The organism is Myxococcus sp. XM-1-1-1 (genome assembly GCF_020037095.1).
In the GTDB taxonomy this organism is placed as follows: domain Bacteria; phylum Myxococcota; class Myxococcia; order Myxococcales; family Myxococcaceae; genus Myxococcus; species Myxococcus fulvus.
Genome location: NZ_JAIQDH010000013.1, coordinates 147904 through 163007, shown reverse-complemented (window position 1 = coordinate 163007; position 15104 = coordinate 147904). Strand labels below are relative to the sequence as shown.

Sequence of the window (15104 nt, the reverse complement as noted above, 5' to 3'; positions counted from 1 at the left end):
AACAGTTGGAGGCTTCCGGGATTTAAAGAGGGCGGATTATTTTCCCAGAAGTTGAAGGCGTCTGTTCAGTCCAGATATTCTTCGTACGGCTAAAAAGGCTCGAACCGGGGAAACCCGGAAACGGGAGAGATCCGGCCCCCCTCGCCCCCTGCGGGCGAAGGGCTACAGGGTCCGCTGGCCGGGGTGCCAATGGTGGTGCCCTCAACCACATGTACGAGGAGAGTCACCCATGGGTGGACTTGGAGCACCCTGGTCCCAGCGCGAAGCGTGTACGCACCGCTCGCTCGGTTACCCCACGGCCCGCCAGACGTTGGCGTGGGCCCTGGTGACGGGGTTGCTGGTGGCCTGCGGCGGACCGGAAGACGCGTCACTGGACGAGGCGGCGCTGGCGCCGGAGGCCGGAGAGACCGCGTCGGAGTCCCAGGAGCTGTTCGGCTGGCCGTGGCCGCCTGCGCCCAAGCCGGTGGGGCTGGCGCTCGAGGTGGACAACGGCAAGGGGCAGCTCTTGCGCGTGCGCGCGGGCTCGAGCTTCTACATCAACCAGATCGACCTGCGCGCCTCGGTGCTGTCCAACCGCGACACGGGGCTCGCCGCGCTGAAGACGCAGAGCGACTTCGCGGGGCTGGGCTGGTCGGGCCTCAAGGCCGTGGACGAGGAGCCGGTGCTGCTGGGCAGCCCGGGTGCCTTCACCCGCCGGCGCTTCTACCGGGGCGCGGCGTGGATGGACGTGCCCAGCATCTTCACGGTGGAGCCCGTGGACTCGCGCGGCCGGCTCACGGGCCTGCCCGTGGTGCTCAACATCGGCTCGGAGGACTCGCGACGCGAGCGCACCGACGACTTCTTCATCCGCCGGCTGCGCGCCATCCAGTCCATCACCGACTGCCAGTCCCCCACCAACTGCACGGGCGCCCGGAAGTTCGAGGAGGAGGCGCTGGTGGAGGTGCGCAACGCGTACGAGCACGCCAAGGCGAAGGCCTTCACGCTCACCACCACCACCACCGCGCTGCGGCTGCGCTGGAGCCTGCGCCCCTTCACGCCCTACATCATCCCCGTGGAGCAGGTGCGCGACGCCGACTACGCCTATGGCTTCGGCATCGACGTGAAGGCGCTCACCCCGCCGCGCCGCGATGGCACGTATGCCCCAGGGTCCGAAATCACCTTCCAGGTCGCCCTGAAGGACGGGGCGGGCAACAGACTGCACCCCGAAGGCAGTCTGCCGTCCTACAATGAGGTCGCGCCGGACGGAAACGCGGCGGGCATCCAGTACTATCGGGCCTTCTTCGATGCGACGACGACGTACTACCGGCGCAAGCACCGGGAGCGGATGTTGATGTCCCAAATCATCGGGCCCGCGCAGAACATCCAGCCCATCCGCAGCGTCATCGCGCTGGAGGCCTTCCTGGACCCGGAGGTGGACGAGCAGGTGGTCGCCACCGAGGCGCGCGACGGCGTGTACTCGCAGTTCGCCATCCTCCCGTTCGCCAACATCGTCTTCCGCGGCGCCTTCTTCCCGGAGGAGGGCCTGTGGGACCGGCCCAACACGGACAAGTGGCAGTACAAGATTCCCGCCGACGCCACGCCCGGCACCTACCTGGTGACGGTGAAGGGCCGCCGCGTGTACCTGGGCGAGGACCTGCCCGGCTCGCGGACGATTGAAATCCAGGTGGGCACCCCGCGCCGCACCGAGGCGAGGCTCACCACCGGCCCGTGCAACAGCTGCCACAGCGAGGGCGGAGAGCTCTCCCAGGTGCTCCACGGCAACGACAACCGCGCCGCGTGCTCGGGCTGCCACGCGCCCCTGGGCTTCGAGCTGGAGGGGCCCATCTTCGTGCGCACGCACTTCATCCACTCGCGCTCCAACCGCTTCGACAAGCCGCTGGAGCAGTGCTCCTCCTGCCACCTGACGAAGGAGAGCATCCAGCGCACGAGCAAGGCCGCGTGCCTGTCGTGCCACAAGAGCTACCCGAAGAGCCACGAGGCCCAGTTCGGGAAGATTGAAAGCATGTACGTCGGCGGAGGACCCGAGTCCTTCCAGCAGTGCACCGGCGCCTGTCATACCCAGCACCCGCGCAGCGGCCTGTAGCCGCCGCCAGACACCTCGGAGGTCCTCCATGGCCCAAGTGAAGATGCAGACGGCTCGAACCACGCTGACGGAGCCGGCCGCGGCCGCGGAGGACCTCTTGAGCCAGCTGGGCAACGTCAAGCCCGTGCTGGTGACGATGTTCGCCTCGCGCAACCGGGACCAGCATGCGTTGAACCGCGCGGTGCGCGAGCGGCTCCCCCCGGGCACGCGCCTCATCGGCGCGACGACGGCGGGCGAGCTGGACAACACCGGCATCCACGAGGGCAGCGTGGTGCTGTCCGCGCTCTCCGGCGACGTGGAGGTGGGCCTGGGGCTGGGCACGCAGCTGTCGGTGGACGCCATCACCGCCGGGCAGAACGCCATCAAGCGCGCGTGCGAGGATTTGGGCGTGCGCCAGCAGGACCTGGACCCCAGGCGGTACGTGGGCCTCGTCATCGACGACGGCTTTCGTTACAAGAAAGAAGAGCTGCTGCTGGGCATCCTGGAGCGCAGCCAGACGCTGGTGCTGGTGGGCGGCGGGGCCAGCGACGACAACCGCGACCCGGCCAAGCAGTCCGCGCTGGTGCACGTGGACGGCGAGGTGGCCACCGACGCGGTGCTGGTGGCGCTGTTCCGCACCAGCGCGCCCTGGGCGGCCCTGCGCTCGCACTGGTACGTGCCCACCGGGGAGAAGCTCACCATCACCAAGGTGGACGAGAGCCACACCCGCGCGCTGGAAATCGACGGGCACCCGGCCGCCCGGCGCTACGCTGAAATCCTGGGCGTCAAGGACGTGAAGGATTTGGAGTTCGGCACGCCCGAGGGCTTCGCGGTGCGCCCCACCGCGCTGCGCGTGGGCCGCGAGTACTTCATCCGCGCCGCGTGGCGGCCCCAGGAGGACGGCTCCATCCTCTTCGCCAACCTGCTGGAGGAGGGCACGGAGCTGGAGCTGATGAAGCTGGGGGACATGGCGGGCATGACGCGCGGCTTCTTCACCGACGAGATGCCCCGCCGGGTGCAGAACCCCCAGGCCGCTCTCCTGTTCCACTGCGGCGGGCGCATGTGGTACGCGCATGCGACCAACAGCGTGGCCCAGCTCGCGGAGACCCTGAAGGCCGCACCCACCGCCGCTGGGATGAACGTGCACTTCGAAATCTATTCAGGGTTCCACATCAACACCACGTTGACCGCGCTGGTGTTCGGGGCGAACTGAGTCATGGCCACCTCCCTCCCCCCTTCCGTCCCCGTGGCGGACGCCACGTCCCTGCTGCTCGTCGCCAGTGAGCGCGAGTGTCAGCGCGTGGAAGAGGCGCTCGGGCACGCGGGTGTCATCGCCCACGTCGAGCGCGCCACCAGCGCCCCCGCCCTGGAGGCCGCGCTCGCCCGCCCCTGGTCGCTCGTCGTGTGCGGCTCGGAGCTGCCCGGCCTGGGCTTCGCCGAGGCGCAAGCCCTGTGGCGCAAGCACTCGCGTGAGCTGCCGTTCGTCGTCCTGTCGCGCGAGTGGAGCGACGAGCTGTTGGAGGCGAGCACCCGCGCGGGCGCTCGCGACTACGTCAGCGAGGACCGCTTCAACCGGCTGGGGCACGTGCTGCGGCGCGAGCTGCCCCTGGCCGGGGACCGGCTGCGCCATGACGCCACCCAGGAGCAGCTGCATCACGCCAACTGGATATTGGGCAACATCATCGACGCCCTGCCCTTCGTCCTCTTCGTGAAGGACGCGGCGACGCGGCGGCTGGTGGTGGCGAACAAGACGTTCGCGGACGCGTTCGGCGTCACCAAGGAGTGGCTGCTCGGCAAGCTGGACCACGACTACTTCCCGAAGGAGCAGGCCGACTCGTTCATCGCCATCGACTCGGACATCCTCGCGTCCAAGAAGATGCGCTCGTTCGAGGAGGTGGCGCGCGCCGGCGGCGTGGACCGCATCTTCGCCACGCGCAAGCTGCCGCTGCTCGACGCCTCCGGCGAGGCCCGCTACGTGCTGGGCGTCACCGAGGACATCACCGAGCGCAAGCAGAACGAGGAGATGCTGCGCGCCTCCAAGGCGGAGCTGGAGGCGGCCAACAAGCAGCTGGCCGCGAGCCTGGAGGAGATCAAGCGCACGCGCGCGGTGTCCGCCCGCTCGCTGGCGTCCTATCAGCAGCGCGCGCTGCAGATGGAGATCATCCGCCAGCAGAACGAGGACCTGGACCGGCTGGCCCAGGAGCTGGCGGTGGCCAAGCGCAACGAGGAGGAGCGCGCCCGCGAGGCCGAGGCCGCCGCCCGCCTCAAGAGCGAGTTCCTGGCCAACTTCAGCCATGAAATCCGCACGCCGCTCAACGGCATCATCGGCTACTGCGACCTGCTCATGCGCGAGGAGGGCTCGCGGCTGACGGCCCACGGCCGGCGCGACCTCAACGTCGTCAAGACGAACGCCAAGACGCTCTTGGCGCTCATCAACGACATCCTGGACCTGTCCAAGATCGAGTCGGGCAAGGTGGACGTCGTCACCGAGCCCGTGGACGTGCGCGAGCTGGCCGAGGAGTGCATGGCCACCGTGAAGGAGTACCTCAAGGGCAAGGACGTGGCCCTCACGGTGCACGTGGACGCGGCGGTCGAGACCCTGCGCACCGACGCGCTGAAGCTGCGGCAGATCATGCTCAACCTGTTGAGCAACGCCGCCAAGTTCACCGAGACGGGCGAGGTGGCGCTGAGCCTGGTCCCCAACGGGGACGAGGTGGTGATGATTGTCGAGGACACCGGCGTGGGCATCCCCGCCGACCAGCTCCCCTTCATCTTCGAGAAGTTCCGCCAGGTGGACGGCTCCACCACGCGCAAGGTGGGCGGCACGGGCCTGGGGCTCGCCATCGTGCGCGAGCTGTCGCGCGTGCTGGGCGGCACCGTCTCCGTGACGTCCACGCTGGGCCGCGGCACCACCTTCACGGTGCGCCTGCCCAACACCCCGGACGCGGCGCCGACGGGCGCGCAGGCCTCACAGCACGCCGAGCGCGGCGTGCCCGTGGCGGAGGTGGCCAGCCACGTGGGCGCGCTCGCGCAGCCGGGCAGCACCGTGCTGGTGGTGGATGATGATCCGCTCATCCAGCAGCTGGTGACGGGCCAGCTGGAGCCCGTGGGCTTCAAGGTGGTGGTGGCCGAGGACGGCATCATCGCGCTCAAGCGGGCGCGGGAGCTCAAGCCCCAGGCCATCCTGCTGGACATCCACCTGCCCAAGCTGGACGGGTGGAGCGTGCTCAGCCAGCTCAAGAGCGAGCCGGCGCTCGCGGGCATCCCCGTCATCCTCATCTCCGTGGAGGAGCAGCGCTCGCGCGGCTTCTCGCTGGGCGCGTGCGAGTACCTGGTCAAACCCGTGGAGCCCGAGCGGCTGGTGGAGGTGGTGCAGCGCAGCCTGGCCCAGTCGCTGGGCTCGTCCGCCGGGGTGGGCGAAGTGCTGGTGGTGGACGACGACTCCGCCACGCGCGAGCTGGTCAGCCGCAACCTGCGCCGCGCGGGCTTCAGCACCGCCGAGGCCCGGAGCGGCGAGGACGCGCTGCTCAAGGCGCGCGTGTCCCCGCCATCGCTCGTCGTGTTGGATTTGATGATGCCCAACCTGGACGGCTTCGAGGTGCTGCGGCGCCTGCGCGCCGAGAAGCTCCAGGTGCCCGTGGTGGTGCTCACCGGCAAGTCGCTCACCCACGAGGAGGAGGCGCTCTTGCGCGACGGCTTCGCCGGCTTCGTGAAGAAGGGCGGCCACGCGCTCGAGGACGTCATCGCCCAGGCCAAGGGCCTGCTGCTCTCCCAGCGCGCCGCGTCCGCGGGGCGGCTGCCGCGCATCCTGTACGTGGAGGACAGTGCCCAGAATCGGGACATCGTCCGGCGCTACCTGGGCGGACTGTTCGAAGTCATCGAAGCGGAGGACGGAGAGCACGGCCTGGAGCGCGCCACGCGCGACAATCCGGACCTCATCCTGATGGACCTGTCCCTACCGCGGTTGGATGGTTGGGAGGCAACACGTCGCTTGCGTGCGGTACCCTCCGTGGCCAACGTGCCCGTCATCGCGGTGACGGCTCACGCGGGGCGTGAATATCAGGACAAGGCGCACGCGGCCGGTTGCACCGCGTACCTCACCAAGCCCCTTGATCGTGACCAGTTGCTCGAGATGATCCGCAAGCATCTAGGGAGAAGCCATGGCTGAAGAAAAAGCACGCGTCCTGGTGGTGGACGATGACCCGGACCTGCTCGACCTCGTGCAGCGCTCGCTGAGCGCGTATGGCTTCGAGGTGCTCACGCACACCTCGGCGTTGGGTGTGTCCAACCTGGTGAGCCAGTCGGAGCCGGACTTCGTGCTCATCGACGTGAACTTCCCCGCCCTCAAGGGCGACAAGGTCGTCAACCTGGCGCGCCAGTACGCGTCCGCCAAGACGAAGTTCATCCTCTATTCGGCCTCCGACGAGTCGAAGCTGCGCTCGCTCGCGCTGGCGTCCGGCGCGGACGGCTACATCTCCAAGAGCGTCCAGGGGGAGGAGCTGGCCAACCGGCTGCGCACCTTCCGCCTCAAGCCGCGCCCGCCTTCACCCTGAAGCCCTCACCGCCGCGCCTCGTGCCCGAAAGGGCCTTGGCGCGGCTTCCACCTGCAGCAGCAGCACCGTCGTCGTCGCGAGCCTCTGGCCGTCACCGTCGGGCACGTCTGCTTCGCTCTCCGCCCCTGAATGCCCATTTCTCCCCTCCGGAGGGGTCCATGCACACGTTCAATGATTACAGTCCTGCGGAAAAGTTACGGCAAGAACTGGATGCACCGCTGTTCAACCCCCTGTTGAAGAAGTGGGTGGGGAAGGGGGAGCTGGACTACGAGGTCTATCTGAAGACGCAGCAGCTGTTGTCGCTGCAGGCGTCGGAGGAGGAGCGCGTCTCGCACGACGAGCTGATGTTCCAGGTGGTGCACCAGGCGCAGGAGCTGTGGCTGAAGCTGGGCTCGCGCGAGGCGGTGGAGGTGGTGGCGGAGCTGGACCGGGACGCCCTGTGGGCCGCGTCCGCCAGACTGGAGCGGCTGGTGCGAATCCTCCGGAGCCTGGAGGCGGAGCTGGGGGTGATGGAGACGATGACGCCGGACACCTATCAGGTCATCCGCCGCAGCCTGGGCAACGGCAGCGGCCAGGAGTCGCCGGGCTACAACATGCTGCGCAAGGCGTCGGAGGGACTGGAGGCCGCGCTGGAGCGGCTGCTCGCGCGGCGCTCGCGCACGCTCCTGGAGGTGTACTCGGGCGGCGGGCCGGACGACCTGAAGCGGCTGTGCGAGCAGTTCGTGGACGTGGACGAGGCCTTCCAGGGCTGGCTGTACCGACACTTCCAGCTGGTGCGGCGCACCATCGGCGTGGACCGCTCGGTGAAGGCGCTGGACGGGCTGCCCACGCAGGTGCTCGCGGGGCGGATGACGCTGCCCCTGTTCCGTCAGCTCTGGGACGTGCGCGTGGAGCTGACGGCCGGCTGGCGCCGGGAGGGAGGCCATTCCCCGGGCGCGCGCCGTGACGGCTGCATGGAGGGCGCGATGAGCGCGGCGGCCTACGCGGCGCCCGCCAGGACGGGCGGCGGGTGCCCGGTGGCGCACGCGGGCTTCACGCCCACCCGGGGCGAGTCGTGACGTCGAGGGCGGGCGGAGTGGAGCGCTCGCCTCGCGCGCTGCTGCACCTGCTCTACAACGGCGCCAAGGCGGTGGACGTGCTGACGGCGTCGCTGGAGCTGGGGCTGCTCGAGTCGCTGGAGGGCCCCGAGCCCATCACCCTGGCCCAGCTGGCCGCGAGGCATGGCCTGGTGCCGGGCCGGCTCTACAAGCTGCTCGACTGTCTGGAGAGCCTGGGCCTGGTGACGCGCGAGCAGGACACGGACGCGCTCGCGTCCGCGCGCTACCACGCGGTGGAGGGCCTGCGCGACGCGGCCCTCGCGGTGCTGGGGCCCGACGGCCGGGAGACGGACCGCGAGAAGTTCGCCTGGCGCACCCTGCACGGCCGGCTGCCGGAGGTGCTGCGCGGGCACCACTCCATCGCCCCCGCGGACTTCGACTGGCCCCTGCGCACCCCCGAACAGCTGGAGGGCTTCGAGACGAGCATGGCGGCGGGGCTGCCGCCCATCCTCGAGGCGCTGCGCCTGCACGCGCCCGCGCTGTGGAGGGACGGCCAGCGCGTGCTCGACGTGGGCGGCGGCGACGGCAGCCTCGCGGCGCACCTGTCGCGAGAGCACCCGGGCTTGAAGGTGGATGTCTTCAACCTGCCGGCGACGCTCGCGCTGGTGGAGCGCACGCGCGAGCGCTTCGGCCTGTCCGCCTCGCGCCTGGGATTCGTGGCCGGGGACTTCCTGAAGGAGCCGCTGCCCGAGGGCTACGACGTGATGAGCTTCGTGCGCGTGCTGCACGACTGGGCGCCGCAGACGGCGCAGGCGCTCTTGCAGGCGGCGTGGGCGGCGCTGCCCCCGGGCGGGCGCGTCATCATCTGCGAGGAGTTCCGCACCCCGGAGCGCCTGGCCGCGCAGTTCTTCTGGACCTACTTCCTCATCGGCGTGGACTCGTGCGTCAGCCGGCTGCGCGAGGTTGAGCTCTACGAGCGGATGCTCACGCAGGCGGGCTTCCACCACGTGCGCGTGCTGCCCGGCGGCCCCTTCGAGCTGGTGACGGCCCAGAAGCCCTGACGCCGTGCGGCGTCGACAGTGAACGGGCCAGGGCAGCCGCTGCGTTCGGAGCTGCCCTGGCCCGCCGGGGACGGTGACGCGAAGACCCGCGCGCGGGGGTTTTCGGGAGTGGAGCGCCACGGGTCCACCCACCCTCTCATGCGCCCGCGCCCGCGCCCATTGCCTGCAAGTGCTGGCGCACCGCGGTCTCAGATGCCTGCCGGGCGCTGAACGCCCAGTTGCAGCGCGAGCACCGCCAGCTGCGTGCGGTTCTCCGAGCCAATCTTCTTGTAGATGCTGGTGATGTGCGCCTTCACCGTGCGCTCGGTGATGCTCAGGCACGCGGCAATCTTGAGGTTGTCCGCGCCCGCGGCCACATACCCCAGCACCTCGCGCTCGCGCGGCGTGAGCAGCCCCAGCTCCGCGCCGCCCGTCGGCACCTCGTGCTGCAGCATGAAGCCCGGCAGCGACGGCACCCACGACAGCCCGGGCGGCATCAGCCGCTCCCCGCGCGCCACGCGCGTCACCGCCTCCACCACCTCCGCGCAGCCCACGTTGTGCTTCCACAGGTAGCCCGCGGCGCCCGCCTGCAGGCACTGCTCCACCACCTCCGGCTCGTGGTGGCTCGACAACACCAGCGACCTCACCGACGGATAGAAGTCATGCAGGCACTGCAGCGCCGTCATCCCCGTCGCCGTCCCATCCTGGTCCGGCGGCTCCAGCTTCAGGTCCAACACCGCCACGTGCGGCATCTGCTCACGCACCCGCGCCAGGAAGGGCGGCGTCTGGGAGCAGCGCGCCACCACGTCCATGCCCGCACTCTCGAGGACCAATACCAGACTCTCCCTGAAGACCTGCTGGTCCTCCAGGAGCGCCACCCGGATTCTCTCATTGGAAATGTCTGTCGTCATCATCACTCCAGATGCGATGAGAGCCCTCGGGATTCACTTCCGACGAGAGCCCTTCCGCGACCTTGTTCATCAGGCGATGTTCAAAAGTTGTTCAGGGACTGTTCAAGGTAAGCCATTCACTGGCGTGCGGAGCCTCCATCCAGGGATGCTGTCCATGTCGGGCACCCATCCGTATGTCAGTCTTTCGCAGTCGGCGCACGGGGGAATGGCAGTACAGTCCACATCAGACATACCCGTGCGGGCTGGGGCTCCGTGAGGGCGGGGGACCCTCCCTTGCCGCGTGCCGCGCCCTGGGTTACAGCTCAACGCATGTCACCCGCGTCGTCGACCGAGCATGAGCTGGCGGCCCTCCTCGAAAAGGTGAACAAGACACACGGGCCCGACTTCGAGGACGAGCCCCTGACGCCCTCCCGACACTCGCCGGCCCTGGAAGGCATTGCCGGCGCGGTGGCCCTGCTCCGAGGGGATGCGGCGCTGTATGTCAACCTGCGCTGGCAATCCCTCACACTGGCCCGGGGTCCGTGGCGGCGTTTGACAGAGCGCGGACAGGAGGAGGGGCCCGCCCTGCTGACGCTGCGCAGCGTCGTGGCCGCGGAGGTGCGGGCGCTGGACTCGACGCCGGAGGAGCCGGCCCGCATCTCGCGCTACACCTACGCGGGGGGGCATCAGCAATTGGAGGTGGGCGTCCGGCATGTCCGCGCGGACCTGGCGCCCAGGGTCGTCCTGGTGCTCGCCCGGGACATCACCGAGCAGGCGCGTCAGGAGGAGGCGCTGGAGAAGGAGCGCCGCGCCCTGGCGGAGCGCGAGCACCTGCGCATGCTCAGTGAGCAGGCCTCGGGAATCGCCCATGATTTGAGCAGCCTGCTGGTGGCCATGAAGCTGCGGCTGGAGCTGCTCCAGACCCGCCCTGGCAAGCAGGGTGAGCAGGAGACGCCGGCCCACGTGGACACGCTGTTGCGAATCGTGGCGGACGCGACGACGCGGCTGTCGCGGCTGCGCGACTTCGCGCGGCAGAAGCCCGAGTCTCCGGTGGAGCCGGTGCAGCTGGCCGACGTGGTGCGTGACGCGGTGGAGATAGCCCGGGGGGAGCTGGAGTCGCGGGCCGCGCGCGAGGGGCTGAGCCTGCACCTGGACGTGGACGTGCCCCGGATGCCGCTGGTGGAGAGCTCCGCGGCGGACCTGCGCTGCGTGTTCCTCAACCTGCTGCGCAACGGACGCGACGCCATGCCCCGGGGCGGCACCCTGCGCGTGCGCGGCCACCAGACCTCGGCGGGCCAGGTCGTCATCACCGTGGAGGACGAGGGCACGGGCATCCCCGAGCAGCACCTGCTCTCCATCTTCCAGCCCTTCTTCACCACGAAGGGCCAGCACGGCACGGGCCTGGGCCTCTCCATGGCGCACGAGGTGGTGGCGCGGGCACGCGGCACCCTGGTCGCGTCCAACCGCCCGGAGGGCGGCGCCGTCTTCACCCTCACCCTCCCCTCGCTCAGGCGGACGGCCACGGGCCGGGGCGGCCGGGCCTCCGAGTACCGCTCCGGCTGAGACACGGGGCCCCGGCCGGGGTGGACGGGGCGGGTGGAGGTACACCCGGTCCACCCACCACGTCCTGTCACGGCGGCGCGAAGGGCGACTTCGCGAGAGCGCAAGGGGGCGACAGGCGGCCCTCGGCTAGGTGATAATCCGTAGGCCACCCGGCCTGGTGGCGACATCCGGTGGGCGTCGGGCGCCCATGAGGGGGAGGAGTCATGTCGGAGATGAAAATCCGAGTGCTGGTGGTGGATGACGACCAGGAGCAGCTCACGCTCGCGGAGCGCTCGCTGTCGGCGTACGGGTTCGATGTGCGCACCCACCGCTCCTCGTTGGGCGTGTCCAACCTGGTGCGCACGACGATGCCGGACCTGGTGCTGCTGGACGTGAACATCCCGGCCCTCACCGGGGACCGGGTGCTGACGTTGGCGCGGGGGCAGGCCCCGGCGGGCACGCGCTTCGTGCTCTTCTCCGCGTCGGACGAGGCGCAGCTGCGCAAGCTGGCGCTGGAGTCCGGCGCGGACGGCTACATCACCAAGAGCACCCAGGGCGAGGAGCTGGCGCGGAGGCTCCACGCCATCCACGCCAAGGGCCGCGGCCAGGCGGCCTCGTCCGCGCCGTAGCACGCGCGCGGGCTCCTCTCAGCCGAGCAGCTCCGCCATCTCCAGGAAGACGCCGCGGAAGTCCCCGCGGGCGCCGATGAGCCGCAGGTTCTGCGCCAGCCCCCCCGTGGAGCGGAAGAACATCACCGCCTCCGGCGGCGGCTTGATTTTGAGGAAGCGGGCCGCGTTGCGCGTGAAGTGGTTGCGCATGTCGCGGGGGATTTCGCAGGACGTGTAGTCGTACGGGGTGGTGCGCATGGGCCTGCCGGCGATGTGCAGCACCTCGCGGATGAGGTCCGCGGCCTCGTCGCCGGGCAGCTCCACGGTGAAGCCCACCTCCAGGCTCAGCCGCAGCACGTCGAAGGGCTCCAGCTTCAGGGACTGCTGGAACATGCGCCGGTTGGCGTCCACGAAGCGCGGGCTGAAGCGCTTGATGGAGCCGAAGTCGAGCAGGCCCAGGCGCCCGTCCGGCATCACCATGAAGTTGCCCGGGTGCGGGTCCGCGTGGATTTCACCCGCGCCGAAGAAGGGCCCGTACGTGGCGCGGATGAGCTGGCGCGACACGCGGAAGCGCTCCTCGTTGGAGGACTCCTTCGTCACCCAGTCCTTGAGCGTCAGGCCCTCCAGCAGCTCCATGGTCAGCACGCGCCCGGCGCTGTGGCTGTCGACGACGCCGGGGACGTGGAGGTCCTCCAGCCGGGCCACGCTCCTGGCGAAGCCCCGGGCGAGCTCCGCCTCGCGCCGGTAGTCCAGCTCCAGCAGCAGCTCGTCGCGGAACTCCTGGAAGTACGCCGAGCCGTCCATCAGCCGCGAGGCCTTGGACATCGTCTTCACGACGAGGCCCAGGTTCTCCATGTCGTGCGTCAGCGACTCGGCGATGCCCGGGTACTGCACCTTCACCGCCACGGGGCGCCCGTCCGCGAGCACCGCGCGGTGCACCTGGCCCAGGGAGGCGGCGGCCAGGGGCTCGCGGCTGAACTCGCGGAAGGCCTCCTCGGGGGGACAGCCCAGCTCCTCGCGCACCACGCGCGACACCATGTCGTAGGACATGGAAGGGGCCTGGTTCTGCAGGCGGGCGAGGACCTGGCGCACCTCGGGGGTGAGCAGGTCCGGGTCCATGGAGAGCGCCTGGCCCAGCTTCATGGCCGCGCCCTTGAGCTCCCCCAGGGTGGAGACGAGCTTCTCCGCGGCGTTCCTGCTGAGCAGTTCCGGCGTGCCGCCCGTCAGGCGCTTCGCGCTGCTCTTGAGCACGTCGGTGCCCACCTGCATGGAGAGGCCCGCCAGCTTGCGCAGCCGGGTGAAGCGCCCTTGGGGTGGAAGCGAGTCGTCGGAGTCGGAGGCCATGGGTCCAGGGTGGATTAACAAGGAGCCCACCCCGGGACGCAAGGAACGGCGGTCCACCCCTGGCGCCCGCCCGCCCGCCTACCGGGGCGTGGGCGTGTTGCGCAGCCGGGCCCGGAGCATGCGCCAGCGCTTGAGCCCTTCCAGATCCAGCGGGTCCATGCGCACCGCCTGCTCGTAGGCGGCGAGCGCCTCCTGCAGCCGGCCCACCGAGGACAGCGCGTCACCGGACAGCCGCTGCACCGCGGCGCGGCCGTCGCGGCCGGGGAACTCGGCGAGGAAGCGGCGGCGGCAGTTCTCCAGCGCCGTGGCGGTGAGGCCCGCGGCGAGGCAGCGCTCCACGCCCTCCACGTTGCCCAGGCGCGCGTCGTACTCCGCCCGGCGCTCCACGTGCCCCAGCACATGCAGCGCCGCGGCCACCCGCTCCCCCACCCGCTCGAGCTGGGCGCGCTGCCCCAGGGACAGGTTGCGCGCCTTGAGGGGCTCGAGCGCCGTGCGGGCGCGCTGGGCGCCCACGCGCAGGGTCTCCGGCGTGGCGTCCCGGGGGACCTCCAGCACGGCGTAGTGGTCCCCGGACATCCGGTTGCGGAAGCCCTGGAGCACGCGCTCCGCCTCGGCGTCCTCGCGCATGGGGGACGGCGGCGGCGTGGGCGGCTCCAGGCGCACGCCGGACTTCAGCCGGGCGAGCGCCTCCTGGAAGGCGGGGGACGTGTCGCGAAGCTGCACGCCGAAGCCCGGCGACATGCGCCAGGCCCTGGCCTGCTCCTCCGTCACGTGGCGCACCACCTGGCCGGTGCAGGCGAGTTCGCCGCCGGGCAGCCGCAGCAGGAGCCCCACGTCGGAGAGCAGCGGCGGCGGCGCGGCGGGCGTGTGCAGGAAGAGGCCGGCGCGGCCCACCCACTCGCACGACAGCTCGTGCGAGTGCGGCGCGCCCGCCATGCGCACCCGGGCGGTGAAGCCGGGCGCCGCGGGCTCCGGCTCGGGCACGAGCGCGGTGGCGAGCGCGGCGCGCAGGTCCGAGGCCTGGGCGAAGCGGTCCGCGGGGCGCTTGGCCAAGGCGCGCAGGAGCACGCGCGACAGCGTCCTGGGCACGTCCGGGCGCACCTCGTGCGGCGGCACCGGCGGCTTCTGGAGGTGGCCGATGAGCACCTCCGCCGCGGTGCGGCCCGCGAAGGGCACGCGTCCGGTGAGCAGGAAGTAGCCCAGCACGCCCACCGCGTAGAGGTCCGTGCGCGCGTCCACCACTTCGTCGCCGCACTGTTCGGGGGCCATGAACTCCGGCGTCCCCAGCAGCACGCCCACCTCCGTGGTGTGCACGCCCGCCGGGCGCGACAGCAGCTTGGCGATGCCGAAGTCCAGGAGCTTCACGCGCTGGCGGCCCTGCGGCCCCGGCACCAGGAAGACGTTGGCCGGCTTCAAGTCACGGTGGACGATGCCGTGCGCGTGCGCCGCGCCCAGCGCGTCACACACCTGGGAGAGCAGGTCCACCACCAGCGCGGGCGGCAGCGGCTCCTTGGCGAAGGCCGCCAGGCTCTGCCCCTCCAGGTACTCCATCACCAGGTAGGGACGGCCGTCGCGCGTGTCCAAGTCGTAGAGCGCGACGACGTTCTCGTGCTGCACCACCGTCAGCGTGCGCGCCTCCGACAGGAAGCGGGCCACCAGGTCCGGGTCCTGCGCCAGGTGCGAGTGCAGCACCTTGATGGCCACGCGCTTCTGGATGAGGGCGTGCTCGGCCAGCATCACCGTGCCCATGCCGCCGCGGCCCAGCTCCTTCAGCAGCTTGAAGTGCCCCAGCTGGTGCCCCACCAACGAGCCCGGCACGGGCGTGGGGACCGGCGTCAGCGTCTCCACCCGGACGGGCGGCGGCGGCGTCCCCGCGTACAACATCGTGTTCCCTTCCGCCGGCGTGTGCCGGTGAGGACGCACCCAGGTCGGACACTCACTGGGGTCGGAGTGCGGAGGCACGCAGGAGCAGATGACGTTCTGGACGAACACGGGGCGATTGGGGGACGCGGGGACAGGGTGATTCGG

General features: G+C 70.6%; 11 protein-coding genes. 8 read left to right on the top strand and 3 right to left on the bottom strand.

All coding sequences use genetic code 11. The features are described from left to right. Positions 1–229 precede the first annotated feature (229 nt). From K8640_RS24490 to K8640_RS24465, 6 genes are all read left to right on the top strand, one after another. Positions 230–2083, top strand: a complete 1854-nt coding sequence (locus K8640_RS24490) for a cytochrome C (RefSeq protein ID WP_223749260.1) — start codon at positions 230–232, stop codon at positions 2081–2083. A 28-nt stretch (positions 2084–2111) separates the two neighbouring features. Then, a complete protein-coding gene (locus tag K8640_RS24485; RefSeq protein ID WP_223749259.1) occupies positions 2112–3275 on the top strand; it encodes an FIST signal transduction protein in 1164 nt (387 codons plus the stop codon). 3 nt (positions 3276–3278) lie between these two features. After that, on the top strand, positions 3279–6230 hold the full coding sequence (locus K8640_RS24480) for a response regulator (RefSeq protein WP_223749258.1): 2952 nt from the start codon (positions 3279–3281) through the stop codon (positions 6228–6230). Further along, positions 6223–6615 (top strand): response regulator, encoded by a 393-nt coding sequence (locus K8640_RS24475; protein ID WP_046710855.1) that lies wholly within the window; start codon positions 6223–6225, stop codon positions 6613–6615. The genes K8640_RS24480 and K8640_RS24475 overlap by 8 nt, the downstream gene beginning before the upstream one ends. A 158-nt stretch (positions 6616–6773) precedes the next feature. After that, positions 6774–7673, top strand: a complete 900-nt coding sequence (locus K8640_RS24470; RefSeq protein WP_223749257.1) for a tryptophan 2,3-dioxygenase family protein — start codon at positions 6774–6776, stop codon at positions 7671–7673. A 17-nt stretch (positions 7674–7690) separates the two neighbouring features. Next, positions 7691–8713, top strand: coding sequence for a methyltransferase (locus tag K8640_RS24465; RefSeq protein WP_223749256.1), 1023 nt, complete (start codon positions 7691–7693; stop codon positions 8711–8713). Between the two features lie 188 nt (positions 8714–8901). Here K8640_RS24465 and K8640_RS42910 read toward each other — a convergent pair whose 3' ends face one another. After that, entirely contained in the window at positions 8902–9603 is a 702-nt protein-coding gene (locus K8640_RS42910) for a response regulator transcription factor (protein ID WP_267698214.1), read from the bottom strand. A gap of 360 nt (positions 9604–9963) precedes the next feature. Between K8640_RS42910 and K8640_RS43215 the strand changes: the two genes are divergently transcribed. Both K8640_RS43215 and K8640_RS24445 read left to right on the top strand, forming a co-directional pair. Continuing rightward, entirely contained in the window at positions 9964–11145 is a 1182-nt protein-coding gene (locus K8640_RS43215) for a sensor histidine kinase (protein WP_223749255.1), read from the top strand. Between the two features lie 203 nt (positions 11146–11348). Next, the gene (locus K8640_RS24445; protein WP_046710851.1) at positions 11349–11753 is read left to right on the top strand and encodes a response regulator; all 405 of its coding nucleotides are present in this window, start codon (positions 11349–11351) and stop codon (positions 11751–11753) included. A gap of 18 nt (positions 11754–11771) precedes the next feature. Here the strand turns inward: K8640_RS24445 and K8640_RS24440 are convergent, their stop codons facing one another. Together K8640_RS24440 and K8640_RS24435 are read right to left on the bottom strand one after the other, a co-directional pair. Further along, complete coding sequence (locus K8640_RS24440; protein ID WP_223749254.1) at positions 11772–13076, bottom strand: AarF/ABC1/UbiB kinase family protein; 1305 nt, start codon at positions 13074–13076, stop codon at positions 11772–11774. 78 nt (positions 13077–13154) lie between these two features. Further along, positions 13155–14960, bottom strand: a complete 1806-nt coding sequence (locus K8640_RS24435; RefSeq protein ID WP_223749253.1) for a serine/threonine-protein kinase — start codon at positions 14958–14960, stop codon at positions 13155–13157. Between the last annotated feature and the right edge of the window lie 144 nt (positions 14961–15104).

Coding starts and splice junctions, on each gene's coding strand:
- K8640_RS24490 (WP_223749260.1), top strand. CDS start 230: ATGGGTGGACTTGGAGCACCCTGGTCCCAGCGCGAAGCGTGTACGCAC.
- K8640_RS24485 (WP_223749259.1), top strand. CDS start 2,112: ATGGCCCAAGTGAAGATGCAGACGGCTCGAACCACGCTGACGGAGCCG.
- K8640_RS24480 (WP_223749258.1), top strand. CDS start 3,279: ATGGCCACCTCCCTCCCCCCTTCCGTCCCCGTGGCGGACGCCACGTCC.
- K8640_RS24475 (WP_046710855.1), top strand. CDS start 6,223: ATGGCTGAAGAAAAAGCACGCGTCCTGGTGGTGGACGATGACCCGGAC.
- K8640_RS24470 (WP_223749257.1), top strand. CDS start 6,774: ATGCACACGTTCAATGATTACAGTCCTGCGGAAAAGTTACGGCAAGAA.
- K8640_RS42910 (WP_267698214.1), bottom strand. CDS start 9,603: ATGACGACAGACATTTCCAATGAGAGAATCCGGGTGGCGCTCCTGGAG.
- K8640_RS24445 (WP_046710851.1), top strand. CDS start 11,349: ATGTCGGAGATGAAAATCCGAGTGCTGGTGGTGGATGACGACCAGGAG.
- K8640_RS24440 (WP_223749254.1), bottom strand. CDS start 13,076: ATGGCCTCCGACTCCGACGACTCGCTTCCACCCCAAGGGCGCTTCACC.
- K8640_RS24435 (WP_223749253.1), bottom strand. CDS start 14,960: ATGTTGTACGCGGGGACGCCGCCGCCGCCCGTCCGGGTGGAGACGCTG.